Raw genomic sequence first — 26,490 nt, 5'->3', positions numbered from 1 at the left:
ATGGCAAATTTTCAATTTATCTAAATCGAAAAATTCCAAATTGCAACTGGTAAATTACAACAAGCCTCTTTTACCATTAGGGCGCACTGTCATCCAATTCGTCTTTGCTAGTAACAACTGCTCATCGGTAATTTTGGCACCAGTGAGAATAGCTCCACAAAGATTAGCTCCTCTAAGATTAGCATTGCTAAGATAAGCATGGCTAAGGTCAGCACCTCGTAGATCCGCTCCTTCTAAATCAGCATTACTGAAGTAAGCCTTGCTCAGGTTAGCATCCCTAAGATTAGCCTCAGTCAAGCTAGCTCTGCCAAAGTCACTTTCGTGGAGATTAGCTCCCTGAAGGTTAGTTTTCTGCAATTGAGCAGAATGGAAATTTGTCCCTGATAAATCAGCACCTTGCAGGTTTAACATACTCAAATTGTGTAGGGCAAAATCTCGTCTTCCCTTAAGATAGGCAGTTAGTAAACCTTGGGTATTTAATTTGCGTACAACTTTAGAATTCTGATTTTGTGAACCATTACTGTTGTTGCTCTCCAAAGTGGTTGGTTTTGCCATCAAAACCCCTGGGCGCATTCCTCCTGGAGGTAATCCAACGCTTTCAGATGCCTTAGCTCGTCTGGCTCGAATTGCTGCTGCAACTTGTGCTACTCCTGCACTAGTAGAATTAGCAGGGGAACCATCGCACAAAACAGCAGAATTTGCTATCTGGTTGTTTGTTTGTTCTATAACACCTACATCGGCTTTTACAAGTAGCCCCTTAGCCAAACTATCTAGATAGGGTTCCATTTCTAACCCTCTAAGTACTTCTTGGGATGACTTGTAACGGTTGCGTACTGATACCTCTAACATTTTCCGCAGCACACTCGTTAAGTGTTCACTCACTTGTACAAGCGGCTCCCAGATCATTTCACCCGTTGAAGGATTGTAGTCTAAATCTTTAGGAGTCTTACCAGTCAATAGATAAATACATGTTACCCCTAGTGCGTAGATATCACTGGAATAGACTGGACGCATTGCCATTTGCTCTGGAGGTGCAAAACCCGGAGTCCCAATCGCATATGCAGTTAATGCTGTTTGCTCAGATTGTCCAGGTATAGCTTGGGCGACTTGATTTTTGACTGCACCAAAGTCGATCAGCACCATTCTGGCATCTTGAGTGCGGCGAATTAAGTTAGCTGGCTTGATATCACGATGAATCACCTTTTGCTCGTGGATATATTGCAGCAATGGCAAGATTTCGCTTAAGAACTGTTTGACTCCAGCTTCCGTAAAGTTGCCGTTACGTTGAATTTCCTGTTGCAGGGTAGCACCGCTAATATATTCTTGAACTAAGTAGAATTGCTGTTGGTCTTCAAAGTAATCCAGCAGTCTTGGCAATTGCGGATGATTGCCAATCTTACCGAGAGTTTTGGCTTCTCGCTCAAATAGTTCTCGCGCCATCTGCAAAACGTGTGGTGCGGTTACTGAGGGACGCAACTGCTTGATCACGCAACTTGGCTCTCCAGGTAAGCCTAGATCGTGGGCTAAAAAGGTTGCACCGAAGCCACCTTGGCCTAATGGTTTGAGTACTTGATAGCGATCGCTCAAAAGGAGTTGCGAGCCGCAAGACTGGCACCTTTGGCTATGTGCCAAATTTTCTGGATGGGGACAGGTAGGATTTAAGCAGTAGCTCATGCACTGTCAACTCGCTGCACGAATAATGATGGGTAGCATTACACTACTTACCTCATTATTGTGATCTGAAATCAACTTGTGCCAGGTAATTTTTGCTGGAAAAGCTTTGAAGAGTTCCTAAAGTTTGGATTCGGCTTATCTAAAATACTAGTAAATCTACTGTCATTAGTTGTACTTAAATTTTATAAGTAGTTTTTCAAATATTTTGTAATTGCACTGCAACTAGTGATACCACTTGTTGTAAAAGATAGTTTAAACGTAATTAAGCGACAGTTATTTACATATTTTAACTAATTTAGCATTTTTTTGCTGATTTTGATCCTCATCCTTGTTACTTAAAAGAAATTGTCGCTGCTACTCAAAATCGCCAACTCTTCTTTTTGTGAGCGCGGTGATTGAAAAACTGTTGGCATTACGCACCAGCTATTAGTTATCAAGTTTGCTCAATTTGCTCCACTGCTTGCACAGCACCGTTGATATAAAATGGTACAGATGAATTTTTTCCTATTTCTACTTGGTCTAAAAGTAGACTAACAGTCGTGTAGATGTGTACTAGCTGCTCTTCAAATAGGGCATTCTCAATATTTTGCACCCAATTACTTTTGTCAGCTCTTCTTTCTTGACGATCGTATAGTCGCTCTAACGGCAATGCTACTAAAGGTACACCTACAGCGGCACACTCGTAAACTGTGTTGTAACCAGCCCCTCCCACTACAATATCTGCTGCTGCTAGACATTCAATTCCTGGATGGTGAGACACCCACAAAGCCTGTGGAAATTCGCTCGGACAAGTAGGAGCTAAAATTCTGACTGCACAATTAGGAAAATTTTCCTGTAGCCATAGCGCTAATTCACCAAACAAAGGCAATTCGGATGTTTTCCCCGCAGCACAAACCAGAATAGTTTTTACAGATTGATCAACTTTCAGGATACGCGATCGCGTGGTTACTCTATCTGGTAACTCCCAAGAGTTGCGAATTAACCAGGGTGCTGTATGGTGCACCATAGATAAATCACAAAATGGTAAATCTTCACCTTCACCAGGAACAATCACTTTATCAAAGTTTTCGATGATAAAAGATCGTAATTTTTTGGCTGCTACATAGCGTGGGTTAATATCCCGATGAATCAAAATTTGTGGGATGTGATCTAACTTGGGTAAGATATCTGCTAATTCACCCCCCAAACCTCTAGGGAAGGTATCGATAATTAAGCGATCATAGGAAGTGTTATACAATATTTCCCTGACTTGTAAACAAGTTTCGGAAACTCCTGCATTCCCAGGAATTAGATAGATAAAACACCCTTCATTATCTATTTGTTGTGCATAGGGACTATTGGTAATAATTTTCACTTTTCTTTGAGTGGCGGCTATTCTTCCCAAAGATAAAGCGCGAGTCAGATGTCCCCAACCTCCACCCAAGGCATAAATTAACCAAGTCTTAGTCAAGATTCGGTTATTTCTCTCCAATTAAATATTAAAAAACTAGATTCTTAATTTTGAATTATTTCAGCTTGCGCCCATATTACGTTCAAAATCAACATCTCTTTCATTCTCTAAACTCACAGAATCAGCATCTGTAAAGTCTACATTTCCAGTCTCCGGATCGTAGGAGTAACGATCGCGGTCATCATAATAATCGCTGCCCCATCCAGAGCGATAATGACCATAGTCGGAGTAAAAGGCATAGTCATCTTCGTAAGTTTGCTCGCAATATGGACAGCCTGTTCTATCGGTACGTCCACAGCGACGTTTAAACAGGAAACCTACTTGGCGATCACACTCCCATGTGGTAGCTGTAAAGTTTACCACAATTTCACAAGCACCAATTTCGATGCGATCGCCATTTTGGAGGATACCACCAGTTACCTGTACATCGTTAATTTTGATGCCACTGCTACTAGTCTGGTCTGTAATAATTAACTCTTGGTTTTGCCAGTCTATTAAAGCATGGTAATCTGCAATTAAGTCATCCGCGATCGCTATTCTAGAAACTCTTTGTTCATTAATTTGTTGTGGCATTTCCTGAAATACTCGTCCAATCGCCACTGGAGTTTCTAATAATGGTTCTCGCCTCTCTTCGGTATTTGGATCTATCCAACTTAGCTGAATCTGCAAAGTTTACTTTCCTCCTGTTAAATTGACAGCATAAGCTAGACCTGCTTGCTGTTCGCGTGTGAGAACATCAAATCCAAAGCAGGTAAATGCAATAGGCGATAACTGAGATTTAGTCGAGAAAATTGTTTTTGCTGATGCTTTTCTTAAAAAAGTTTTCCCATTTTTAACTTTTACTTGGTAAACTAAATTTTTTTCTGGTGTTTGTATATCAAAACCGTCATTGCTTGCTTGAATACGATAAATATCTTTCTTAGCCGCATCTTCTAACTTATACTCTCTATCATTCTGTCTTCTAAGGATATATAAATCTTGGCTTTGATTAGCATCTTTTAGTTTCCATCCTCCTTTTTCGCTCACTATATAACCTAATACTTTTTCTGCTGCATTCTTAATTTTAATTTTTCCCGATTTATCTGCTTTAATCCTGGCTAATTCCTGATTATTGCCATCAACTAATTTAGCTCCATCAGCTTCCATCTTCATCGCAAATAATTCCGCGCCACCCTCTGTTTTAAATTGAATTTTATTCTGATTAGCAGCTACATTAGTAGCCACAGGTTTCGTTTGAGGACTACTGTTATTAGCTCCATCTCTCCCAGATTTACTACTACCACAGCTAACAATAGTAGTAATTAAAAATAATGCCAGCAAACTTCTAAAAATTACTATTTTCATAATTTCAATTATTTAGAAAGCACTTTTGCTAAATTTAATACTTGATAAAGGCTGAGAAACATCATCATAATTGTTTCATATATGTGTTTGCCATTATCTGCTACCTGTGGAGCCATCCTCACGCTTAGATGTAAAGCTTTTTCTGTCAGCTTTACATTTCTCATAGAACATAGGTAAGGCAGATTTATCGCACTGCTGATTTCATTTTGCAAAATCTTAATTGCTCCATAACGGCGTTGTGGATAATTTAAACTTAAAATTACATCCAACCCCATATCATTGGTTTTCGTTTTATACTTACTTTTACCACTACTACGTTTCCAACCATATTGAGTTTTAGAAACGTCAGTAGCAGTTAATAAAAAGCGAGTTTTATCTAACAACTGTCCTTTTAATCTCAACCATTCATTTTGATACTGGTCTATCTTCCAGTCGCGCTTAGTTGGATGAGGGATAGTTTCTGCTATATTCTCCTTAATTTTTGTAGGCTTAAAAGATAGTTGGATTTCAAGTTCGCTAGCTGCATCCATATCTCGCGCTAGCATTTCCACAATCTGCTGAGTTACTTTATAGCGATAATTAATAATATTTAATTTCCGAAGTTTGAATTTCTTAAATAATTCATAAATTATCGCAAATAACAAGATGATAATCCCTAAAAACAGCGCCAATATTAATAAAGAGACGGCGGGAAACTTCTCCATTAAAAACAACAACATAAAACCTAATACAAAGCAGCCAATGACTCCATAAAAATAATGTAGCGCTCGTTTAGCATATTTACTTTGCTGTAACTCTGCCAATTGATCTATTCCTGCTAATTCCTGCAAATCAGCGATGATAGTACTCACATTTGCTTTTGCCGTATAAGTTAGATTTTTTCTGAATTGGAGAAAATTAATCGGCATTTTATTAAAACTCCATAAATGCAATCTAAGAAATCTTTATATCAATTTTTATTAATTTTGTTGATAAAATATATATCAATTTGAATTCAATCGTAAAACTATTCTTATCTCTTTTTACCTTTGGGTTTTGCTTCGCAGTATGTGCCCTTTGTAATTCGTTACTCTAACGTATTTTTCACAACTCAATATAATTACTATGTATTAGCAATATATACAATTTGGCTGTCAGTATACCAAACACAAAATTACGTGTCAACGAAATTTATATACATTAATGAACCAATCAAGAATCGCTTATATTGCCTTTGATACTGTTCCTGCGCCGAAAGGTGCAGCAATTCATATAACAGCTTTTTCTATTGCTTTAGCAGCAGCGTTTGATAATATCCAGTTAGTAACAGTTTCTCCAATAGCAACAAGGATAGATTTCGATAAAATTTATCCACAAGTTAGACAGACCGAATTACCAGCCATAGGTGATACTTTAATTCAAAGAGTTTTATATTTTCGCCGATTACTCATAGCATGGTTGCAAGGACGGCGATTTGAGGTAATACAGATTCGTTCGATTTACGAAGGCTTTCCAATCGCCCTCAATAAACAAAAATACTGCGATCGCCTAATTTTTGAAGTGAACGGTTTACCTTCAATAGAGTTAAAATATCGCTATCCTGCTGTTGCGGACGATCGGGAACTACTGCATAAATTACATTCCCAAGAACAAATTTGTCTAGAAGTAGCCGATTTAATTGTCACACCCAGCAGTATCACAGGCGAATACTTACAAAGTAGAGGTATACCTGCAAATAAAATTCGCGTAATTCATAATGGAGTGGATTTAAATATATTTACCTCTTATTTAGAGATTAAAGATTACCAAACTCATCCTTTTGTAGTTGGGAATTCGCTTAACCCACAAAAGATATTACAGATAATATATTTTGGTACGCTTTCACCTTGGCAAGGTGTCAATCTGGCGGTTGAGGCGTTGGCACTGATCAACCGAGAATTGCCTGCTTGTCTAACGATAATTGGGCAGGCTAGAGACTATCAAATTAAAGCAATCAAGCAGCTAGCCCTCAAGCTAGGAGTAGCAGATAAGCTCAATCTTCTATCAGCAATGTCACAAACACAATTGGTTGAACATATCCACGCCTGTGATTTGATTTTGGCACCGCTAACGCCCAACGATCGCAACTTAGTTCAAGGTTGTTGTCCCTTGAAAATTTTAGAAGGGATGGCAACAGGAATACCTGTAATTGCTAGTGATTTGCCAGTAGTTAGGGAATTAGGAGAAGACGGAGTACATTTTTTATTAGTCAAGCCAGGTTCAGCGAAGTCTGTTAAAGATGCTGTGTTACATTTGCAAAATGATTCAGAATTAGCAATGCAACTGGCGGTAAATGCCCGTCAGCGGATTGAGGAGTATTATACTTGGCAACGTGCAGGCGAAGCTTTGACTAATGTTTATACAGAATTGGGAATCAAACGGTCAATTAAAGTTTGAAGTTGCAGTTTTTCCTGAGTTAGGGAATATTCAGTTAAAATGCGATCGCGTGCAGCTTGGACAATTTGATTTTTTTCTTCTGTTGTCATTGTCAAACATTCCAAAACCGCCTCACCCAGCTTATGCAGATGAGAACGCGGCAGCAGAAAGCCATTTTTACCATGTATAATTACCTCCGGAATGCCACCTGCATCGCTGGCGATACAGCAACAACCACAAGCCATCGCTTCTAATAACGCATTCGGCATACCTTCCCAGAGTGAAGGTTGGAGATAAACATCACACAGCCGCAGGTATTCAGCTACAGCTTCATGGTTAGATAGATGCCTTGTAATAATTATCCTCTGGGCATTTTCTGGCTGATGAGTTTTGTATAATTGCAGTACAGATTCCTGAGATGTCCGTACCTCACCAATGATTAACAAGCAAGCAGGACGTACTTGACGAACTGTTGTTAAAGCATTCAACAGAAATTGTTGCCCTTTTTTTTCTCGCAATTCTCCACAAAAACCCAATACCACTTCATCTGAAGCAATTCCTAAAGTTTCTTTATTAATTTCTCCCCTCCTTGCTTGCGGAGAAAATATTTCTGTATCAACCACATTTTTTAGTAGCAATACGTCATCCCGCCCACTCAGTAGCTGAATTTTACGGGACATATCAGCACTTACCGCTGTTACCGCCTTAGCGTGTTGCAATGTCCATTGCAAACGGGCAAAATCTCCTGGTGGAAACATTTCGCGGTCAATATCATTACCACGGGCGCTAACTGTGCTTGCCAATCCCTTAAGCGCCGCAAACCAGGTAGCTAAAAAACCACTCGGAAACAAATAATGACCCCATACAGCATCATAAGCATGAGAGGAGTGTAACCAGTCCAAAACATTCAAGGTATGGGGCATCGTCATGTCCCAGTGGCGGTATAGCCCTATTCGATAGACACGAGTATTTGCTTCTCCAATTTCAGGTGGGAAGACTTCACCTGGTTGTAGGAAACGACTCCAAGTAACAACATCAATTTTTATACCTAGTTGCGAGAGTGTCGCCACCAGCCGTGTTGCACTCCTAGCCAAACCTCCCAAATCTGGTGCAAATCTTTCCGTAATTAAAAGAAGACGTGTCATAAAAGGGAACTGAGGATTGGGGGCAAAGCAAAAATAACTAATGACTCTTGGCTTATTCAAAGAAAAATATAAGTAACAAAAAAGAGGCTTATATAAGCCTCTTCATAACTCCCTAATAATAATCTTCTGTCTATAAAAATTACTGCAAACCAGTATTAGTACCTTGCTTACCAGTTGCCAGTTCCACTTTAACAATTTTGCCGCCAGCTTTTTGAATCCGTTGCTGTTCGCGGAACCAGTTCTCATAGGGAACTAACTTGGTGAAATAGGTATTTTGCAATTCGCGTTGGGTACGGATTCGGGTTTGGCTGGGTACACAAGCAGTAACTTTAAACAACCGGGCCATGCTTTGTAATCTCCTGTGTAATTGTGAAAACTTTTTTATTTGAAAAATCTTGAGTGCGAATCTTTAAAAATTAATAGCTCCAAGGCTGGAAATCAAGCATCAATACTAGACCGCTAACACTCATCATTATTGATTGTTTCAACAAGGTAAGCGATAGAACGCTCTAGCACTCACGATTGATTTCCAGTCCTTAATAAAGCCGCACCTAAATTCTTAAGTGCAAACTAGCTCTTAGCTCAAGCCAGAGGAGATATAGTCTAGGTAAACACCCATTTCTTTACCGGCATCAGAACCTACCAAACTGGCGGTTACTTCCTTGATGGATTGGATAGCTTGCACGGTAGCACCAATGGGTACACCCAAGGAGTTGTAGGTTTCTTTCAAGCCATTCAGCACACGCTCATCCAGAATGGAAGGATCGCCTGCCAACATAGCATAGGTAGCATAGCGGAGGTAGTAGTCTAAATCGCGGATGCAAGCAGCATAGCGACGGGTGGTGTACATGTTACCACCGGGACGGGTGATGTCAGAGTACAGCAAAGACTTTGCTACAGCTTCTTTAACGATCGCAGCAGCATTGGCGCTGATGGTGCTAGCAGCACGTACCCGCAGGTCGCCAGTGGAGAAGTAACCTTTTAACTTCTCTAGAGCAGCGGTATCTAGATACTTACCTTGAACGTCCGCAGAGTTAATTACAGCGGTAATTGCGTCTTGAGCCATATTGTTAATTCCTTATTTCCAACCGTATTGCAATACTTCGGTTTCAGCAGAGAAACAGCTTCAACTTACGATAAGGCACCGACTACATAGTCGAAGTAAGAGCCAGCTTCAGCAGCGTCTTCAGAAGACAGCAAGGAAGCAGCAACACTCTTCAGACCACGCACACCTTCAGCAACGCCTTCGATAGGAGTGCCCAAGGACTTGTACATTTCACGAACACCTACAACACCGATTTCTTCGATGGGGGTAACGTCGCCTGCAACGATTCCGTAGGTAACTAGGCGCAAGTAGTAATCCAAGTCGCGCAGACAGGTAGCAGTCAATTCTTGACCGTAAGCATTGCCACCAGGAGATACAACATCAGGACGCTTTTGGAACAGTTGTTCGCCAGCTTGCTTAACCAGACGCTCGCGGTTGTCGGTTAAAACTTGAGCAATCCGCAGACGGCGCTCACCACTGCTAACAAAGCTCTTGATCCGATCTAGCTCACCAGGGCTGAGATAGCGGGCTTCTGCATCAGCATTCACGATGGACTTCGTGACGATACTCATTAATGGATTCCTCCAACTAAGAATGAAACCAGTATTTGATGAAACTGGTGCGACTTTAACTTTGGTTGAGAGTAGCTATGTTTTTTCGCTTTTACTGAGAAATAACAGTTGACAAACTGCTATAGCTAGTGCATTACGAATTGCTTGAGCGATTACGGTTACACAAGCACTAAAACTCAGCTACCTTCCGCAAAATATTCTCCGGCATTATGTTGAGCATTTATGACTGCTCTTAATAGTTTGTAACATTCCTTTTCAGATTTACGTCAATTTCTACAATCTGAAAGCAATATTACGAAAAGTTGCGTCACTGAGTTAAAAGTCCACAACAAACAGTCAAGAGTCCAAGGTTTTTGATTCTTGAACGCCAGTCGCCTCAAGTCAGGAAACCAGCCTCCGGCGCTGGCTTCCCTTGACTGTTGATTAATTAACTATTTAGCGAGCGCTAGGACGTCCCGTTAGTATAGACGGAGACAAACTAGACCAGGATTGTTTCACCAAGTCAGCTGCCGCCTCTACACTGCCGAGGTAGTTACCTGCGGGCAGGGATGGGAAGCGTGGGTAGGGCACTACATCTTCACCAAAGTAGCGGGCATACTCTGCGCTATCGACAATTGCCTCTACAGCAGCTCGCAAACCCTTATCGGCTAGCAGCTTATTGTATTGGCGGATTTCGCCCTGAGTTGCAGGTGCGCGTCCCAATAGGTGACGGAACAGGTACTCAATCACCTTGGTGTTGGGATAAGGCGTATAGAAGCGTTTGCGATAGATTTCCGAACTGGCCAGTTCACGTACAAACTCACGAACAGAAATTTCTCCGTTCCGGAGTTTGCTGTCTAGTTCAGTCCGACGATAGTACTCAGGCACTTGACCGCTAAATACATCCAATACCTGACGGTAAATGGCGTTGATCACCAGTTGTCTTTCTGGTTGGTTTGTGCCGTCTGTTAAGCGGTAAATACGTGCAGGTTTACGGCGGGTTGTACCTACACCAACTTCCACCGACTGACCGCGACCATCGTTGTAAGAGCGACCTAATTCAATAAACAGCGGCTTGCTCTTATCGATTTGTTTTGCTTGGGCTGCCAAATCTGCGATCGCCTTCGCCAAAATCGGTGTCTTAGCAGACTCAAGGCGTGGTTTTACAGGCTTAAAGCTAGGTATCACCACATCATCATTTTGCTTAGTCAGCTGGTTGTACAGCTTTTCAGTATTCGGGAAGTTGGCCGCAGGTAGAGTTGGGAAGCGGCGATAAGGCACTGTATCTTCACCAAACACCTCGCGATACTCTGCACTGTTCACCAAAGCCCCAATAAAGGCACGAATACCTTGAGTAGCCAAAATCTGGTTATACTTGCGGATTTCTGCCTGATCTAGCGGTGCCCGTCCTAGGAAATGTTTAGTTCCTAGTTCAATCACCTTGGTATTGGGGTAGGGTGTATAGAACTCTTTGATGTACAGGTTAGAGTTGCCCAAACCTTCAATGAATTCCTTAACAGTGATTTCGCCGTTACCTAGTTTGCTTTCTAGAGCTGTAAATTCGTTCTTGGCAATGTAGGGTGCAATATCACGTTCAAAAATCTGGCGATAAGCGGCGCTGATCAAAGTTTGCACAGCAACTTTGTCGCTGATATTTGCCACCTGCTTGAAGATTTTTGTTTGTTCCCGTTGCTTGCTAACACCTTGGTTAATGCGGAATTGAATATCCGGTTCTGTCCGCTGTTCTGTAACAGCACCCAAGGCGACAAAGCGTGGTGTTTCTTCCTTCTGGACTCTGCCACCAACATCTTCGCGAATACTACCAACCCGCAGTTGTCGCAACGCCACACCACCTGGAGTTAGATAGCGTTCGTAAGGAACTGTATCTTCACCAAATGCCTCGGTGTATTCCACACTGTCAATGATCGCGTCAACTACGGCATAAAAGCCTTTTTTAGAGGCAATGTCAAAATATTTATTATTTTCTTGACGACCGTAGGTTGGACGACCTAACAAGCGGCGGTGGATGTATTCGATCGCTTTACAAACGTACAGCGATGTCCAGTACAGCTTACGGAATAAATCCGACTTAGCCAAAGCACGGACAAATTCCCGCACGGAAATTTCTCCATTTTCCAGCTTGATTTCTTGGACTTTTAGGCGCTGACCTTCGTAAACATCACGACCAAAAACTTGCAGGTAAGTAGCTTTAATTACTGCTTGGGTAGAGCTTTCGGAGAACTTAACACTTGCACCTTTAGCAGCCTTTTTACCAATCGTGCCTGGAAGTTGATCCAACCGGAATACCTTGGGACCTAAGGTACCAGGAAATGCACCCCGTGCTTGGGGATTGCTGTTCTGGTTATTAATACCTGGCCCTTGGTGAATTAATATCCGCTTGGTATCCTTGCTAAAAGGAGCTGGACTGCTGCTAGGATTGCGAGTTTCTTTCGGGAAAATCGCCCCAAACTGAATTTCTAAGGGGTCGTTACCTGAACCGTAAGGATGCTGATCGGGTAGTGGGCGATCGTAAGCAGCGAAGGTGGTAATGAATTGAGGTACTTTACGGAAAGGCGCACTGTAGTTCAACAGATCTTGCTGTGGTCCCCAGTTGCGACATTCTTGTGCCTCTTGGCCCAGACCACGGAGGTAGGGTACTGTCTCTTCGCCGAAGTAATCGCTATATTCTTCAGAATCTACCAAAGCATCAACTAAAGCTGGCAGACCACCGTTAGAAACAATCGCGAAGTATTTTTGTACTTCTTCACGGCTACTTGGTCCCCGTCCCAAAATATGACGGAAAGCCAATTCAATTACTCGGCTGTTAATAAAAGGCTGGTAAAACTGTTTTTGGTAAAGGGGAGATTTGGCTAAACGACGGACAAACTCTTTAACTGAGATATCGCCGTTCTTCACTTTAGATTCAAGATCAGAGATCGACAAGCTGTAAGCACGAGTAATATCGCGCTCAAAGATTTGCCGATAAGCCGCTTTGATAACTTCGGTTTTTTCGCTGGATGATAATCCAGGCTTCATTACAAACTTGGGACGCCGCTCTGCCGCAACAAAGTAAATTTGAGGCAGTTGCAACCCTTGTTGGTCACCAGATGGTCTTTGGCGGAGTTTAGTTGAAGGTGTTGGTGCTTGAAATTCTGTCAGCAACACATCCATGTACTGAGACACAATCTCGGCAGCCGCAGTATCCTTGCGGAAATAAGAAAGTGACGCAGCTTTGATTTCTTGTAAAGCTACAATTGTGGCTTCACCAGAACAGGCATTTTCAATAATTTCCCGCAAACCTCTTGTATTTACGGTGATGATGTTGGGGTCACCAGCGACGATCGCATAGGTAGCATAGCGCAAGAACCAGGATAAGTCCCGCAAGCTCTTAGCCATGTTGCTAGGACCATAACGGGCAACATTGATTGGTCTAAAACCAGGAGGTGTTGGACCACTTGGGGAACTATTAAAGATGGAGCGTAAATTTTCTAGGAACCCACCTCGACTTTCAACGTAGGTTACAGTTCCTAGTCTCATGCTGTCTTGAACATTCCCACTAGCAGCACTGGCCATCGCCAATTCTGGTTCTCTTGGCTTTTCTAAAAAAGCCATTGGTGAACCACCAACAAAAATTCGGTTGGCAGCCCGAGATACAATAATCTCGGAATTTTCCGTGAGCGTCTGGGCAATTTCTAGACGCTTTGCACCAGATGCAAAATAGCTTGCCAGTTCATTCAGTTCACCAGTTCCCAAAAAGCGGTCTTGCTGCTCCGCTTGGGAAATTGTAGCTACTGCTAGGGTTTGATATAGTTGCGGACGCGCAACTGAGCTTCCACCACTTGCCTTAACACTCATCGGATTTGTAAAACTCCCATCATAAGCATTTATGTGTTAAGTCTGGGTCGCTTTGAGGCTTGACACATCGGTGTAGTCATGCCTTAAGAGTACCGCCTTCAAAACTGCCAGTAAATTAACCCAGTCAGCTTTTAGATTAGAACGTTTTGCGGCTTCCCTGTTGATTTATTAAGAAGTATGTAGAACATGACGTATCTAGACGATAAGTTCCAGAGCTAATCCAGAGCTAATACTCTTGCTTCTCTGAAATCAATACTAAGTTTTGTATCTAAAAGTTACAAAAACCCACAAAAGATATTTTGGATTTTCAAAATGAGTGACCTTGAGGTCGAAGGACTTGTTACTGAATTTTTGTAAGTTATGCTGTTGCTATAAATACATGTAATTAGGAAATAACCCATGCTAAAAAGTAATAATTTTTACTTAAAACTTTTTTTTGCTTTATCTACCTTGGCTATATCCCTGTCCCTTACTCCTGCCAATGCCTTACCAGGACAAAATATAACTACCGTCGTAAATTGGGCAAAAACCAGAGCAACTTTACCAACGTTAAAGTACAACAACGAAGCACATGGTTATGACGGCACAAAAGGGAAATTATATTTTTATGCTGATGTAACTTCCCAGAATGGCACAGTGACTAAAGAGGGAATAACTGTTAGTGGTGAATCTAATCTCAAATTCACTCAGAAAAATAGCAAAGCAGTGAAATTAATTCAAAATATCTATAATTCCAGCATTGCTAACGACTATCAAAAGTCTCGCTATATCATCAAGATTGGTCGAGACCAATTCTCTCGTGGTCAGAAGTATGCCTACATCACTACTGAAGTACAAGGTGGCTCGGCATTCAAGATTATTACCTTAAGTACTCTACAAGAGGAAATAAATAATGCTAAATTTTGTCAAACCCATCAATGCGATATCTAGCACTCCTATTTAATTTGTAAACTTACTTGTAAAGGCAAGCAATCGGTAATAGGCAATAGAAAGACAGCGTTTACACAGTATTTTGTAATAGAACTGGATTCTTATATAAACTCTTAGGCTAATGCAAGAAAGCTGATAACTGTTCTGGTCGCAAGACATGCAAAGGCAAGCAATGGTCGTGAAACTAGAACCTTCTTGCCGTGAGAAATGGGGAGTGTCAAACCACATCTGCTAAACTCAATTTTGCCCCCAGAATTACTTGTTATGTCCGACGCCCAAACTGTTAGCGCTGCTGTTGCCAAACTCTACAACACTTACCCCTTTCCGCCAGAACCTCTGTTAGATGAACCACCTCCGGGCTATAACTGGCGCTGGAATTGGCTAGCTGCTTACAATTTCTGCACTGGTCAAAAACCTCAAAAACAAGACATCCGCATTTTAGATGCTGGTTGTGGTACGGGGGTAGGTACAGAATACTTGGTTCATCTCAATTCTCAAGCTTCTGTTGTAGGCATTGACCTCAGTGCTGGTGCTTTAGCAGTAGCAAAAGAGCGCTGTCAGCGTTCTGGAGCCAATCGCGTTGAGTTTCATCACCTCAGCTTGTACGATGTGGAACAGTTGCCAGGAGAGTTTGATTTAATTAATTGCGTTGGTGTTTTGCATCATTTACCTGACCCGATTCGCGGTATTCAAGCCTTGGCGAAGAAGTTAGCCCCAGGTGGCTTGATGCACATTTTTGTCTATGGAGAGTTGGGACGCTGGGAAATTCAACTCATGCAAAAAGCGATCGCTCTCCTTCAAGCTGACAAACGTGGTGACTACCGCGATGGTGTACAGGTTGGGCGGCAAATATTTGCTTCGCTGCCAGAAAATAATCGGATTGTCAAGCGCGAAAAAGAGCGCTGGTCGTTGGAAAATCATCGGGATGAAAACTTTGCCGATATGTACGTTCATCCCCAAGAGATTGATTACAACATTGAAACGCTATTTGAACTAATTGATGCTTCTGGCTTAGAGTTTATTAGTTTCTCAAATCCTGCTTTTTGGCAATTGGAAAGACTTTTGAGTAAAACACCAGAGTTAATTGAACGGGCAAAAGGGTTGAGCGATCGCCAACGTTATCGCTTAATAGAATTACTAGACCCAGAAGTTACCCATTACGAATTTTTCCTTGGTCGTCCCCCTATTACCAAAACCGACTGGTCAGATGATAATAGCCTATTAGCGGCGATTCCAGAACGTAATCCTTGTATGGATGGATGGCCAAGTCAATGTATATTTAACTGCGATTACCAGATTGTCAATTTGTCAGCAGAAGAGTTTGAGTTTCTGCAAAGGTGTAATGGCGAGTTAACAGTAGCAAATATATTGGCAGATGTGCAGATGGAGTTGGATGTAGTAAGAACACTCCTCAAGCAGCAGCTGATTTTGTTAACACCAACTTAAATTTAAACGCAGAAAGTTCTGTATTTCGATTGCGCTCCGGACGTTTTACACGCTCCGGATTTTTTGTACTGAAAAAATATACATTCATTTTAAATTTACACAAAGCTGCCACAACATCAAGATTTAGTCAAAATTAGTTTTTTTTCTTCCGTATAAAAGTAAATGATAATACATTACAACGAGTCTCGTTTACGAGCTTGTACTTACGTATTCCACTTTAATCATAAAGGAGAATTTGCGGATGAAATTAGCCAAAAATCTGAGTATTGCTGCTGCTGGCTTAGCTCTTTCTTTAGCGGCTGTAAGTGCTAAACCTGCACAAGCAGCAAGTGTGAATTTTCTTAGTCAATCGGGAGGTACATACAATTACAATGTACTTGCCACTGGCACACCCGCGGAAAAGCTCAACAAATTTAGTAGCATTACCCTCTCAGGCTTGGAAGGTGTAACTGGAGTAAATGTAAATTCATCATTTCTGAATGTGCTCTTTTTCGATGCCAATAATGTTCTCTTGTCACTTAAGAATGCAACGGCGAATACCTTGACAGGAAACCCATTTACTGGATTGGACTTTTCCGTAATCAGTTCATTTACGACGCCAGGTCCAGTAAGTTTCTCAGTTCTAAGTGGTCCTAGCTTCAATGCTGGCAATACCACAGGACCTTCAGATGTCCCCGAACCCATGACAGTTGGTGGCTCATTACTAGCTGTTGGCTTTGGTACATGGATGAAGCGTAGGAAAGCAGAATCTGCTCAAAAAGCTTAGTCCATAAACTATTACCACTGAGACCCTCTTAGTTAACCGGGTGCAAATACCACTTTGATAATATATCTAACCCCATGCCCCCAGAGATTGCCTGTGACTCTCTCTGTGGGGCATTCATATTTGGTGTAACGATACTGTAAATTTAGATATCAACTTGGTTGTTAGGAATTTTCAATACCAGAGAGCATACTTAATTCTGAGCTTGTGGTATCAGCATCTTAACTGTCCTTACAATACTCCTAACTTCTAGATGTAATTTATATTCATGGTAGAGAGCGATCGCTCTCTAAATTGTGGGAAGTTTTAAGTTAGAGTAGCTAAATATCTCATCAACTGTCCTAGAATCTAAGCACTACACACCCAAGCACTGACAGTTTCACGGAATTCACCTTGACAAAACTACTAAGCAGTAACCCATAGAAAATCGGGAGCAATCGTAAACATAGGTCTTTTTTGCTCTTCCCTTGTCTCTATTTCTCCTGATAACGCCTCATTAGTTGATTGCTTGCTGCTGAGAAGAAGTTAATTGTTTTTTTCTAAAGTATTGTTACCAGATCGTGATATGATTCAGCTGACTGAATGTGCAGTCATCATCGTTAGCTGTACTGGTTTTGAGTCCCGTGAGCTTGTCAGACGAATCAACTGCATCGACTCCAACAACAACGCAAAATGCTCAATCTGGTTCTGAGGACGAAGAACGAGTAAACTCTATGGAGGAGTTCTATCAACTCTACCAGAAGTTGTTGGTAATCACACTTGTCTTGACAGGGATAATATTTATCTCTGTATGGATTTTTTATTCCTTAAACATTGCTCTGAATTATTTGATTGGGGCGTGTACAGGTGTGATTTACTTAAAAATGCTGGCCAAAGACGTTGAGCGACTCGGTGGTGAGAAAACGCGTCTGAGTAAAAGTCGTTTGGCTCTATTTGTTGGGTTGATTATATTGGCGACTCAATGGAATGAGCTAAAAATTTTGCCCATATTCTTGGGATTTCTAACTTACAAAGCCACGCTCCTCGTCTACACCGTGCAAACTGCGTTTCTTCCTGATTCTTAACAAGTCAGGCTCACAAAGACAATACTCCCATCCTCGCTCGTTGGGGAAAATGCTTGAAGAATGCAAATGCTTAGTGTCTTAAACGCCTTTAATTCTTTTCCCCTAGCCGAATTAGAAGTAGGTCATCATTTCTATTGGCAATTGGGCAATCTGAAAATTCATGGGCAAGTTTTTCTCACCTCATGGTTTGTGATTAGCATTTTGGTAGTGGCTTCCATAGCTGCTACTCGCAACGCACAAAGAATTCCCCGTGGCATCCAAAATTTGATGGAATATGCCCTAGAATTTATTCGGGATTTGGCAAAAAACCAACTTGGTGAGAAAGAGTACCGCCCTTGGGTGCCCTTCATTGGCACATTGTTCTTGTTTATCTTCGTATCGAACTGGTCAGGCGCGCTCATTCCTTGGAAGCTAATCAAGTTGCCTTCTGGTGAATTGGCAGCTCCCACCAATGACATCAATACGACCGTAGCATTGGCATTGCTAACTTCTTTAGCGTACTTTTACGCGGGTTTTAGCAAGCGGGGTTTGGGCTACTTTAAAAAATATATTGAGCCAACGCCTGTTCTGTTGCCGATCGCGATCCTAGAAGATTTCACCAAGCCCCTCTCCCTAAGCTTCCGTCTATTCGGAAATATATTGGCGGATGAATTAGTAGTAGCGGTGCTGGTTCTGCTTGTTCCTCTATTTATACCTCTGCCTGTCATGGCTTTAGGTTTATTTACCAGTGCCATTCAAGCCCTGGTATTTGCTACCCTGGCCGGGGCATATATTCATGAGGCAATGGAGGGACATGGTGGAGAAGAGCATGAGGAGCATTAACGCTTCTCAGTAGATAGCACAGTTCCGACGAGCTTCAAAGCTCAAAACATCGCCAAGCGCGATATGTGAGAACTCGGTGCAGCGTGAACACACGTCTTTACTAGTTAACCTACTTTTGTTAGTTCTGTACTTCAAGCAAGGAAAATCATCATGGATCCATTAGTTTCTGCTGCTTCAGTTCTGGCTGCTGCTCTAGCAATTGGTTTAGCTGCAATTGGCCCTGGTATCGGTCAAGGTAATGCCGCAGGTCAAGCAGTAGAAGGTATTGCCCGTCAACCTGAAGCAGAAGGAAAAATTCGGGGTACTCTGCTGTTAACCTTGGCGTTCATGGAATCCCTGACCATTTACGGTCTGGTAATTGCTCTGGTATTGCTGTTTGCTAACCCATTTTCCTAAAACCTAAAAGTTTTGTAAGTGTAGAGACGTGAATCCTCACGCCTCTACAAATCGAAATCTTTTGGATATTTAGTCGTTCTGATGTAAGTTGACCCTTTTTGGCTATGGGTCTCTAAAAATTATGAAAGGTTGGATGTTGTTGCTAGCCATGAAAACTGCTACTCCAGCCAAAGAGGAGAGAAATGTTTGATTTCGATGCTACCTTGCCCTTCATGGCATTGCAGTTCCTGCTATTGGCAGCTTTGTTGAATGTAATTTTCTATAAGCCACTGACCAAGGTACTGGACGATCGCGATAATTACATCCGAACGAATACCCTTGATGCCAAGGAACGCTTGGCTAAAGCTGAGCGTTTAACCCAAGAATATGAGCAGCAGCTAGCAGAAGCTCGCAGGCAGTCGCAAGCTACTATAGAAGCAGCTCAGGTTGAAGCTAAGAAAATTACTGCCCAGAAAATCGCTGAGGCGCAACAAGAAGCTCAGCAAGAGCGAGAACGCGCTTCTATTGAAATAGAGCAACAAAAGCAAGAAGCTATGCGTTCCTTAGAACAACGCGTTGATGCTCTAAGCAGACAGATTCTAGAAAAACTATTAGGACCGACTCTAGCTAGATAAGCGATAGTGCAGGTTCTGTGAAAGCATAGGCGCAGATGGACAATTGTCCCAAAGCGCATAATTAAGTGTCAAAAAAGGCACTTTTTTCCTTCGGGAAATTAAGACAGTTTAATTTCCCTGCGGGAAAATACAACGTATTAACAAGCGAGCAGCGCACTTGTAGATGGGTAACATGGGCACATTCTTATTACTTGCCGCAGAAGCGAACGCTGTTCACTCTGAATTGGCAGAAGGCGCAGCAGAAGGTGGTTTTGGTCTAAACCTAGACCTTTTTGAAACCAATCTCATTAACCTAGCGATTCTGGTTGGCATATTATTCTACTTCGGACGTAAAGTTTTAAGCAATATCCTGAACGAGCGACGATCAAAGATTGCAACTGCAGTTCAGGAAGCAGAACAGCGCTTAAAAGAGGCACAAATTGCTCTATCTCAGGCACAAGGGCAGTTGACCCAAGCTCAGGCAGAGGCACAACGCATCCGCAAAGCTGCTGAAGAAAACGCCCAGGCGGCTAGAGAAGCTCTGTTGGCACGAGCTGGGCAAGACGTAGAACGCCTGCGACAAACAGCAGCAGCAGATTTGAACACAGAAAGAGAACGAGCGCTTGCCGAACTGCGGCAGCGAGTAGCCGCGCTGGCATTGCAAAAAGTCGAGTCAGAACTGCGGACTGGTATTGCTGACGATGTTCAACAAACAATAATTGACCGCAGCATCGCGCAGGTGGGAGGACGCTGATGAAAAGTAATGTAGAAACAGCCGAAGTAGCCCAACCTTATGCACAGGCTTTGATGTCAATAGCCAAATCCCAGAATCTGAGCGAACAGTTTGGCGAAGATGCGCGTGCGTTGGTGAATTTGTTGAAAAATTCAGCGCCACTGCAAAACTTAATTGACAATCCGTTTATTCAGCCTGAACGGAAAAAGGCAGTGCTCACTCAAATACTGGGTGATGGCGCAAATCCCTACTTACGCAGATTTTTGCTGTTGTTAGTAGACAAACGCCGTATTTTCTTCTTGGAAGCAATTTTACAGCAGTATTTGACGTTGTTGCGCCAGCTGAATCAAACCGTATTAGCGGAAGTCACTTCAGCCGTTCCCCTCACAGAAGCTCAACAACAAGCTGTAATAGATAAGGTTCTTGCAATCACTAATGCTCGCCAAGTAGAACTAGACACCAAAATCGACAGCGACTTAATTGGTGGTTTGATCATTAAAGTAGGATCGCAGGTAATTGACGCTAGTTTACGTGGTCAATTACGCCGCCTTTCTTTACGCTTAACTAGTTCCTAAACAGTAAGGAGTTAGGAGTTGGGAGTTAAGAGTTAAATAAAAAGTAAAAAGTAATTTATTTTGACATTTAACTTTTAGCTTTTGCATTATTAACTCATAACTCTTAACTTCTATAAAGATTACTCTGTTCAGTCTCCCAAGAAAAAAGATAGACACATGAGCATTTCAATCAGACCTGACGAAATTAGTAACATTATTCAACAGCAAATCGAGCAATACGACCAAGATGTCAAAGTTGCTAACGTCGGTACCGTCCTGCAAGTCGGTGACGGTATTGCCCGGATTTATGGTCTAGAAAAGGCTATGGCTGGGGAGCTATTAGAATTTGAAGACGGTACAGTTGGCATCGCCCAAAACTTAGAAGAAGACAACGTGGGCGCGGTACTCATGGGCGAGGGACGGGAAATTCAAGAAGGTAGCTCTGTTACCGCTACTGGTAGAATTGCCCAGGTGCCCGTAGGGGAAGCTTTGATTGGACGAGTTGTCGATGCATTGGGTCGTCCCATCGATGGTAAAGGAGATATCAAGTCCACAGAAAGCCGTTTGATTGAATCTCCGGCTCCTGGTATCATTGCCCGTCGGTCTGTACACGAACCGATGCAAACAGGAATCACAGCTATCGACTCAATGATTCCTATCGGTCGTGGTCAGCGCGAATTGATCATTGGTGACCGCCAAACTGGTAAAACTGCGATCGCCATTGACACCATCATCAACCAAAAAGGTGAAGATGTAGTTTGTGTCTATGTTGCTGTTGGTCAAAAAGCTTCCACTGTAGCTAACGTCGTACAAACACTGCAAGACAAAGGCGCAATGGACTACACCGTAGTCGTCGCCGCTAACGCCAGTGACCCTGCAACTCTACAATTCCTCGCTCCCTATACCGGAGCCACCATTGCTGAGTACTTCATGTACAAAGGCAAAGCTACTCTCGTAATTTACGACGACCTTTCCAAGCAAGCCCAAGCTTATCGTCAAATGTCATTGCTGCTACGTCGTCCACCCGGACGGGAAGCTTACCCAGGAGACGTATTCTACATTCACTCTCGCTTGTTAGAAAGAGCAGCGAAGCTGAGTGATGAATTGGGTAAAGGTAGCATGACCGCCCTGCCAATCATCGAAACCCAAGCAGGTGACGTATCAGCATACATCCCCACCAACGTAATTTCGATTACCGACGGTCAGATCTTCTTGTCTTCTGACTTGTTCAACGCTGGTATCCGTCCTGCGGTAAACCCCGGTATCTCCGTATCCCGTGTGGGTTCTGCGGCGCAAACCAAGGCGATGAAGAAAGTTGCTGGTAAGATTAAGTTGGAACTAGCTCAATTTGATGACCTGCAAGCCTTTGCGCAATTTGCTTCTGATTTAGATAAAGCTACTCAAGACCAGTTGGCACGGGGTCAACGCTTACGGGAACTACTGAAGCAGCCCCAAAATGACCCACTTTCTGTATACGAGCAAGTAGCAATTCTCTATGCGGGTATCAACGGTTATTTAGATGATATCCCTGTGGATAAGGTAACCACCTTTACCAGAGGTCTGCGGGATTACTTAAAGACAGGCAAACCTAATTACGCCCAAGCAGTGCAAAGCTCGAAAGCACTGGGTGACGCAGAAGAAGCTGCGTTGAAGGAAGCACTGACTGAATTCAAGAAGACCTTCAAAGCAACAGCTTAATACAGTGCTGAGGAGCCAGTGCGTTGGGCGGCTCTGCCGACTTAAAGCAACTGGCGTTGCTGGGTGCTGAGTGCTGAGTAACTAAAGGAGTTAAGAGTGAACAGACATGAGCATAAAGTTTGCGAGTTCTCTCAATTTTAATTCCGATAAAGCTTAGTACTCAGCACTTTCTACCACTCGGAACTCAGAACTCAGGACTCAGGACTCAAGAATATGGCCAATCTCAAAGCAATACGCGATCGCATTCAGTCGGTCAAAAATACCAAAAAAATCACAGAAGCCATGCGGCTGGTAGCTGCGGCGAGAGTACGCCGGGCGCAAGAGCAAGTACTAGCAACGCGACCATTTGCGGATCGTTTAGCACAAGTTTTATACGGTCTACAAACCCGTTTGCGGTTTGAAGAAGCCAACTTACCCCTGCTGAGAAAGCGGGAGGTGAAGTCAGTAGGGCTGTTGGTGATTGCAGGCGATCGCGGTTTATGTGGCGGTTACAATACTAACGTCATCCGTCGCGCCGAAAATCGTGCTAAGGAACTCCAAGCCGAAGGTGTAGATTACAAATTTGTGTTGGTGGGACGCAAGTCTATCCAATATTTTCAACGCCGCAATCAACCAATCGATGCTACCTACAGTGGCTTAGAACAAATTCCTACAGCAGCAGAAGCTAACAAAATTGCTGATGAATTGCTTTCTTTGTTTCTGTCAGAAAGTGTAGACCGAATTGAGTTAATATATACCAGATTCGTCTCCTTGGTGAGCTCCCGTCCAGTGGTGCAAACTCTGCTTCCTCTCGATCCTCAAGGTTTAGAAGCAGCAGATGACGAAATCTTCCGCTTGACAACTCGTGGTGGTCAATTTGAAGTAGAACGGCAAAAAGTGACTACTCAAGCCCGTCCTTTAGCCCGCGACATGATTTTTGAGCAAGATCCTATACAAATTCTCGATTCTTTATTGCCCCTATATTTGAGCAACCAGCTATTACGGGCACTGCAAGAATCAGCGGCTAGTGAACTAGCAGCACGGATGACTGCGATGAACAACGCCAGCGACAACGCAGGTGAATTGATTAGAACCCTATCGTTGTCTTACAACAAAGCTCGACAAGCTGCAATTACCCAAGAACTTCTAGAAGTTGTTGGTGGTGCTGAAGCATTAACTTAGGGAATTGTCAATTGTTAGTTGTGATAAATAGCCAATTGCTAGTTGTTTTCAAATTAGCAATTGGCTATTTTTAGTATTTATTCTAAAAATGTTTATTTAATTCTGTAACACTCGATTTTATAAATCGCACTGCTAACATTACTCTAGATGGTTGGGAAGTAATTGGCGATACTCATTGGTAACATTTCTGATTAACAAGCAATTGAAATTTTTCTTGTTGATTTTGATCTTGAACATTTGTATTCTGAGTCTCTGAATACGGAGTCACTAATATCCGCTTGCTGATTTCCTTGCGATCGCCCGTCTCTTTATCAAAACTAATTGTTTTGATGCCCAGGTTATCATCAAACACATCACTTGGAACTGGGGAAAGATTATCGACTGCCTTGCGAAGAGTTTCTCTTGATACTGACTCTGACTCTGACGACGAGTTCTTCAAAGCAGTATGCAAGACCGTCACAGCTTCATACGATAAAGCGGTGAGTCGATTCACAGCTCCGCCCCATTTTCCTGTCGCATCGGTACGAAATCTCTCTCTACCACATTCCCAATGCCAATCCGTCGCAAGTACTAATTTATTTTCCAATTTTTTGACTTGACCAGTGATAGTTTCTAGCTGTAAGAGAGGATTTGATCCTAGAATTTTCTTTATTGTATTTACATTACTTTCTCTAAGCACCTTAAGAGCATTTTTATAGGCAGTATCAGTATCCGTAGCACCATCAGGAAATAGGACAAGTATATTCGCACTGCTGACCTTATGTAGTGCTGTATCGGCATTAAACTTGTCATCAGCTAAGTCAATTTGAGATTCAGAAGGTATCTTTATGCCCTTTGGTTGTATTTCTAACTGGAATTGCTTAAATAGATCTTTACTGAAGTCGGCTTTTAAATTATAGAAAGCAGCAATTTTCGGCTCTCGTATTTCACCACTTTCTTTCAAATTTGATACATAATTAGCCAAGGCTTGCGCTTCTATCTTGGTGGAAGAAGCTGTTCTGAAGAATGCACCACCACCACAAGTTTTTCGTAGGTCAGTCTTTGTACTACTTGGGGAAATTACAATTATGCCTGCGTTAGCATAGACTTCTTTTAGTGCATTACAAGTAACATCGCTAGTGTAGTGACCAATCACAGCAAGAATGGATCGACCTTGAACATTCATTTGAGTCAGTTCTTTTGCAACGGATACTGCTTGGCCATGAAGGTTGCGATCATTTGCAATCACGACTTCCAGGTTGATTCCTTGTTCGATCGCTTTAGTTTGTGCCTGAGACACACCCATTAGAATTTGTTGCCCTTGATGAAACCATACGTCTTTTCCGGCTTGATTTCTATGAGTTATGGGAATAGCAACAGCAATAGTATGTATCGGCCCTCCGTTTTTTCTCTGCTGCCTTGCTATAGCGTTATTTAAGAAAATCAGGACTTCGGGATCTGTGAGTGCTGTAAATTCCTTATTTTGCTTTGCATTTTTGCGAAGGTTAGTGAAAAATTTTTCAGCATTAAGATAATTGTCACTTTTAAATGCATTAATTCCCTTATCCTTTAACTGTGCATAATCACCGCTAAGTGGGCGGCTTTCCTCATAAAGCGGCTTTTCTCCAGCACTAATTAGTTTTTGAGCAGACCATAGTGGAGGGGAAGAGGTTGATTTGGTAGGGGATGGATTGGGGCTTGCTGAAACATCACGCACAGTATTTGTTGGATCTAGAATTCCTGATATTAATGAAAAGAGTCCATAAAATGCTAAACCCAGTACTACAACTGCACCAATTACAGTTAGAATTTCACGAAGCCAAAGGTAATATGGGGGAAAGAAAGTAATTGGTTGCAATTCCTTAGCACGAATTTTTTCAATTCTTTGAATTATTTCTGTTGATTCAGGTCGTTCTTCATGCCTTTCTTTCATCAGGTCATTAATTAACTGAATAATTCCAGAATCAGAAAATACAGTATCTTTCCTCCAGGCTTGTAGATTGTCTCCGTAGTCACGAGGGTGCTTTCTCGTTAGAAGATAAACAAAGGTTCTTCCTAGAGCAAAAAAATCTGATTTGGGAACAGGCTGACCCTTGTGTATTTCTGGAGGAGTGTAACCCCGAGACCCTCCTACAAGTGTTGTCGAAGTTGGTTGATTAGCGGCAGGAATGGAACGTTTAGCTATGCCAAAATCAATTATTGCAAGTTCTTTACCATTTCCACCATTCAATCTCAGCATTATATTAGAGGGTTTAATATCTCGATGGATGACATTTCTCTTGTGAATCGAACTCAAGATATTTGTTAATTGGTATAGCCAATCCAACGTTTTGACCTTAGCTTCTCTAGATGATAAATCAGAGCCTATTTTTCCATTATTGGTTATCCATCTCTCTAGGTCTTCTCCTTGAATGTATTCCATCACTAAACAGCGAATTTCACGGCGTTCAGGATTGAGAATCATCACAGAAAAACTATCTTTTCCTCTAGGAACAGCAGGATTATCCAAATTCAGTAGTAATTGAATTTCTCGATTAAATAGTTTGTCAACATCACCCCCACGTACTATCTGAGTTTTCAAGACACTTTGTTCATTATTAGTAATATCGATAATTTTAAATATCTGATAGTTATCATCCACAGAAAGCGACCTTAACGGTTCGAGTAAGTGGTAGCGATTGTTAATTACCAAATTGGTTCCGCAATACTGGCATGAAGAGGCATTTTCTGGATTGAGCCGACGATCATCGACAGGACACCACGGATTTATGCAGTAAGTCATAGATTTGATCTGCGAAGTAAGATTATTTAAGCAAAAATGCTTTATTTTGCCATAAAAACTCAAAATATAAGACTTAAGGATGTAGTTGCTCTACCCAACTAACACTAAGCT

The 26,490-nt window shown here is 42.1% G+C and carries 23 protein-coding genes; 12 read left to right on the top strand and 11 right to left on the bottom strand.

Annotated features, from left to right (window positions below; translation table 11 throughout):
- Positions 1-54: 54 nt before the first annotated feature.
- From BV372_RS16870 to BV372_RS16850, 5 genes are all read right to left on the bottom strand, one after another.
- Entirely contained in the window at positions 55-1,674 is a 1,620-nt protein-coding gene (locus tag BV372_RS16870; protein WP_086687648.1) for a serine/threonine-protein kinase, read from the bottom strand.
- A gap of 433 nt (positions 1,675-2,107) precedes the next feature.
- Entirely contained in the window at positions 2,108-3,124 is a 1,017-nt protein-coding gene (locus BV372_RS16865; RefSeq protein ID WP_086687647.1) for a glycosyltransferase, read from the bottom strand.
- A gap of 60 nt (positions 3,125-3,184) precedes the next feature.
- The gene (locus BV372_RS16860; protein ID WP_086687646.1) at positions 3,185-3,793 is read right to left on the bottom strand and encodes an FHA domain-containing protein; all 609 of its coding nucleotides are present in this window, start codon (positions 3,791-3,793) and stop codon (positions 3,185-3,187) included.
- Between the two features lie 3 nt (positions 3,794-3,796).
- Positions 3,797-4,468 (bottom strand): hypothetical protein, encoded by a 672-nt coding sequence (locus tag BV372_RS16855; protein ID WP_086687645.1) that lies wholly within the window; start codon positions 4,466-4,468, stop codon positions 3,797-3,799.
- 8 nt (positions 4,469-4,476) lie between these two features.
- Complete coding sequence (locus BV372_RS16850) at positions 4,477-5,376, bottom strand: hypothetical protein (protein ID WP_086687644.1); 900 nt, start codon at positions 5,374-5,376, stop codon at positions 4,477-4,479.
- A 274-nt stretch (positions 5,377-5,650) separates the two neighbouring features.
- Here BV372_RS16850 and BV372_RS16845 point away from each other — a divergent pair, with 274 nt between their 5' ends.
- A complete protein-coding gene (locus BV372_RS16845) occupies positions 5,651-6,883 on the top strand; it encodes a glycosyltransferase family 4 protein (protein ID WP_086687643.1) in 1,233 nt (410 codons plus the stop codon).
- On the opposite strand, the gene BV372_RS16840 is transcribed toward BV372_RS16845, so the two are convergent.
- From BV372_RS16840 to BV372_RS16820, 5 genes are all read right to left on the bottom strand, one after another.
- Complete coding sequence (locus BV372_RS16840; RefSeq protein ID WP_086687642.1) at positions 6,844-8,007, bottom strand: glycosyltransferase; 1,164 nt, start codon at positions 8,005-8,007, stop codon at positions 6,844-6,846. The two genes, BV372_RS16845 and BV372_RS16840, sit on opposite strands and share 40 nt — an antisense overlap.
- A gap of 139 nt (positions 8,008-8,146) precedes the next feature.
- Positions 8,147-8,353 carry a phycobilisome linker polypeptide gene (locus BV372_RS16835; protein ID WP_086687641.1) on the bottom strand — a complete coding sequence of 69 codons (207 nt, stop codon included), beginning with the start codon at positions 8,351-8,353 and terminating at the stop codon, positions 8,147-8,149.
- A 231-nt stretch (positions 8,354-8,584) separates the two neighbouring features.
- Complete coding sequence (gene apcB, locus BV372_RS16830; RefSeq protein WP_086687640.1) at positions 8,585-9,073, bottom strand: allophycocyanin subunit beta; 489 nt, start codon at positions 9,071-9,073, stop codon at positions 8,585-8,587.
- 65 nt (positions 9,074-9,138) lie between these two features.
- Positions 9,139-9,624 (bottom strand): allophycocyanin subunit alpha, encoded by a 486-nt coding sequence (apcA, locus tag BV372_RS16825; protein ID WP_086687639.1) that lies wholly within the window; start codon positions 9,622-9,624, stop codon positions 9,139-9,141.
- Positions 9,625-10,059: 435 nt separating this feature from the next.
- Positions 10,060-13,458 carry a phycobilisome rod-core linker polypeptide gene (locus tag BV372_RS16820; protein WP_086687638.1) on the bottom strand — a complete coding sequence of 1,133 codons (3,399 nt, stop codon included), beginning with the start codon at positions 13,456-13,458 and terminating at the stop codon, positions 10,060-10,062.
- Between the two features lie 399 nt (positions 13,459-13,857).
- On the opposite strand from BV372_RS16820, the gene BV372_RS16815 reads away from it, so the two are divergent.
- From BV372_RS16815 to BV372_RS16765, 11 genes are all read left to right on the top strand, one after another.
- Positions 13,858-14,388: a hypothetical protein gene (locus tag BV372_RS16815; protein WP_086687637.1), complete on the top strand. Its 531-nt coding sequence runs from the start codon at positions 13,858-13,860 to the stop codon at positions 14,386-14,388.
- 264 nt (positions 14,389-14,652) lie between these two features.
- Positions 14,653-15,834 (top strand): class I SAM-dependent methyltransferase, encoded by a 1,182-nt coding sequence (locus BV372_RS16810; protein ID WP_086687661.1) that lies wholly within the window; start codon positions 14,653-14,655, stop codon positions 15,832-15,834.
- Positions 15,835-16,075: 241 nt separating this feature from the next.
- Positions 16,076-16,600 carry a PEP-CTERM sorting domain-containing protein gene (locus BV372_RS16805; RefSeq protein ID WP_086687636.1) on the top strand — a complete coding sequence of 175 codons (525 nt, stop codon included), beginning with the start codon at positions 16,076-16,078 and terminating at the stop codon, positions 16,598-16,600.
- A 620-nt stretch (positions 16,601-17,220) separates the two neighbouring features.
- Entirely contained in the window at positions 17,221-17,661 is a 441-nt protein-coding gene (locus tag BV372_RS16800) for an ATP synthase subunit I (RefSeq protein ID WP_086687635.1), read from the top strand.
- 60 nt (positions 17,662-17,721) lie between these two features.
- Entirely contained in the window at positions 17,722-18,483 is a 762-nt protein-coding gene (atpB, locus tag BV372_RS16795; protein ID WP_179198122.1) for a F0F1 ATP synthase subunit A, read from the top strand.
- Between the two features lie 150 nt (positions 18,484-18,633).
- A complete protein-coding gene (gene atpE, locus BV372_RS16790) occupies positions 18,634-18,879 on the top strand; it encodes an ATP synthase F0 subunit C (RefSeq protein ID WP_008233924.1) in 246 nt (81 codons plus the stop codon).
- Between the two features lie 182 nt (positions 18,880-19,061).
- On the top strand, positions 19,062-19,493 hold the full coding sequence (locus tag BV372_RS16785) for a F0F1 ATP synthase subunit B' (RefSeq protein WP_086687634.1): 432 nt from the start codon (positions 19,062-19,064) through the stop codon (positions 19,491-19,493).
- Between the two features lie 163 nt (positions 19,494-19,656).
- Positions 19,657-20,226 (top strand): F0F1 ATP synthase subunit B, encoded by a 570-nt coding sequence (locus BV372_RS16780; protein WP_086687633.1) that lies wholly within the window; start codon positions 19,657-19,659, stop codon positions 20,224-20,226.
- Positions 20,226-20,780: an ATP synthase F1 subunit delta gene (gene atpH, locus BV372_RS16775; RefSeq protein ID WP_086687632.1), complete on the top strand. Its 555-nt coding sequence runs from the start codon at positions 20,226-20,228 to the stop codon at positions 20,778-20,780. Before BV372_RS16780 ends, atpH begins: the two co-directional genes overlap by 1 nt.
- Positions 20,781-20,936: 156 nt before the next feature.
- A complete protein-coding gene (gene atpA, locus BV372_RS16770) occupies positions 20,937-22,457 on the top strand; it encodes a F0F1 ATP synthase subunit alpha (RefSeq protein WP_086687631.1) in 1,521 nt (506 codons plus the stop codon).
- A 213-nt stretch (positions 22,458-22,670) separates the two neighbouring features.
- Complete coding sequence (locus BV372_RS16765; protein WP_086687630.1) at positions 22,671-23,618, top strand: F0F1 ATP synthase subunit gamma; 948 nt, start codon at positions 22,671-22,673, stop codon at positions 23,616-23,618.
- A 172-nt stretch (positions 23,619-23,790) separates the two neighbouring features.
- Here BV372_RS16765 and BV372_RS16760 read toward each other — a convergent pair whose 3' ends face one another.
- The gene (locus BV372_RS16760; protein ID WP_086687629.1) at positions 23,791-26,379 is read right to left on the bottom strand and encodes a bifunctional serine/threonine-protein kinase/ABC transporter substrate-binding protein; all 2,589 of its coding nucleotides are present in this window, start codon (positions 26,377-26,379) and stop codon (positions 23,791-23,793) included.
- Positions 26,380-26,490 lie beyond the last annotated feature (111 nt).

This window comes from Nostoc sp. T09, assembly GCF_002154695.1.
In the GTDB taxonomy this organism is placed as follows: Bacteria; Cyanobacteriota; Cyanobacteriia; order Cyanobacteriales; family Nostocaceae; genus Aulosira.
This window is presented reverse-complemented; position numbering and strand designations above follow the sequence as displayed.

Coding starts and splice junctions, on each gene's coding strand:
- apcB (WP_086687640.1), bottom strand. CDS start 9,073: ATGGCTCAAGACGCAATTACCGCTGTAATTAACTCTGCGGACGTTCAA.
- atpA (WP_086687631.1), top strand. CDS start 20,937: ATGAGCATTTCAATCAGACCTGACGAAATTAGTAACATTATTCAACAG.
- BV372_RS16785 (WP_086687634.1), top strand. CDS start 19,062: ATGTTTGATTTCGATGCTACCTTGCCCTTCATGGCATTGCAGTTCCTG.
- BV372_RS16845 (WP_086687643.1), top strand. CDS start 5,651: ATGAACCAATCAAGAATCGCTTATATTGCCTTTGATACTGTTCCTGCG.
- BV372_RS16850 (WP_086687644.1), bottom strand. CDS start 5,376: ATGCCGATTAATTTTCTCCAATTCAGAAAAAATCTAACTTATACGGCA.
- apcA (WP_086687639.1), bottom strand. CDS start 9,624: ATGAGTATCGTCACGAAGTCCATCGTGAATGCTGATGCAGAAGCCCGC.
- BV372_RS16810 (WP_086687661.1), top strand. CDS start 14,653: ATGTCCGACGCCCAAACTGTTAGCGCTGCTGTTGCCAAACTCTACAAC.
- BV372_RS16835 (WP_086687641.1), bottom strand. CDS start 8,353: ATGGCCCGGTTGTTTAAAGTTACTGCTTGTGTACCCAGCCAAACCCGA.
- BV372_RS16840 (WP_086687642.1), bottom strand. CDS start 8,007: ATGACACGTCTTCTTTTAATTACGGAAAGATTTGCACCAGATTTGGGA.
- atpH (WP_086687632.1), top strand. CDS start 20,226: ATGAAAAGTAATGTAGAAACAGCCGAAGTAGCCCAACCTTATGCACAG.
- BV372_RS16820 (WP_086687638.1), bottom strand. CDS start 13,458: ATGAGTGTTAAGGCAAGTGGTGGAAGCTCAGTTGCGCGTCCGCAACTA.
- atpB (WP_179198122.1), top strand. CDS start 17,722: ATGCAAATGCTTAGTGTCTTAAACGCCTTTAATTCTTTTCCCCTAGCC.
- BV372_RS16870 (WP_086687648.1), bottom strand. CDS start 1,674: ATGAGCTACTGCTTAAATCCTACCTGTCCCCATCCAGAAAATTTGGCA.
- atpE (WP_008233924.1), top strand. CDS start 18,634: ATGGATCCATTAGTTTCTGCTGCTTCAGTTCTGGCTGCTGCTCTAGCA.
- BV372_RS16815 (WP_086687637.1), top strand. CDS start 13,858: ATGCTAAAAAGTAATAATTTTTACTTAAAACTTTTTTTTGCTTTATCT.
- BV372_RS16805 (WP_086687636.1), top strand. CDS start 16,076: ATGAAATTAGCCAAAAATCTGAGTATTGCTGCTGCTGGCTTAGCTCTT.
- BV372_RS16765 (WP_086687630.1), top strand. CDS start 22,671: ATGGCCAATCTCAAAGCAATACGCGATCGCATTCAGTCGGTCAAAAAT.
- BV372_RS16760 (WP_086687629.1), bottom strand. CDS start 26,379: ATGACTTACTGCATAAATCCGTGGTGTCCTGTCGATGATCGTCGGCTC.
- BV372_RS16780 (WP_086687633.1), top strand. CDS start 19,657: ATGGGTAACATGGGCACATTCTTATTACTTGCCGCAGAAGCGAACGCT.
- BV372_RS16855 (WP_086687645.1), bottom strand. CDS start 4,468: ATGAAAATAGTAATTTTTAGAAGTTTGCTGGCATTATTTTTAATTACT.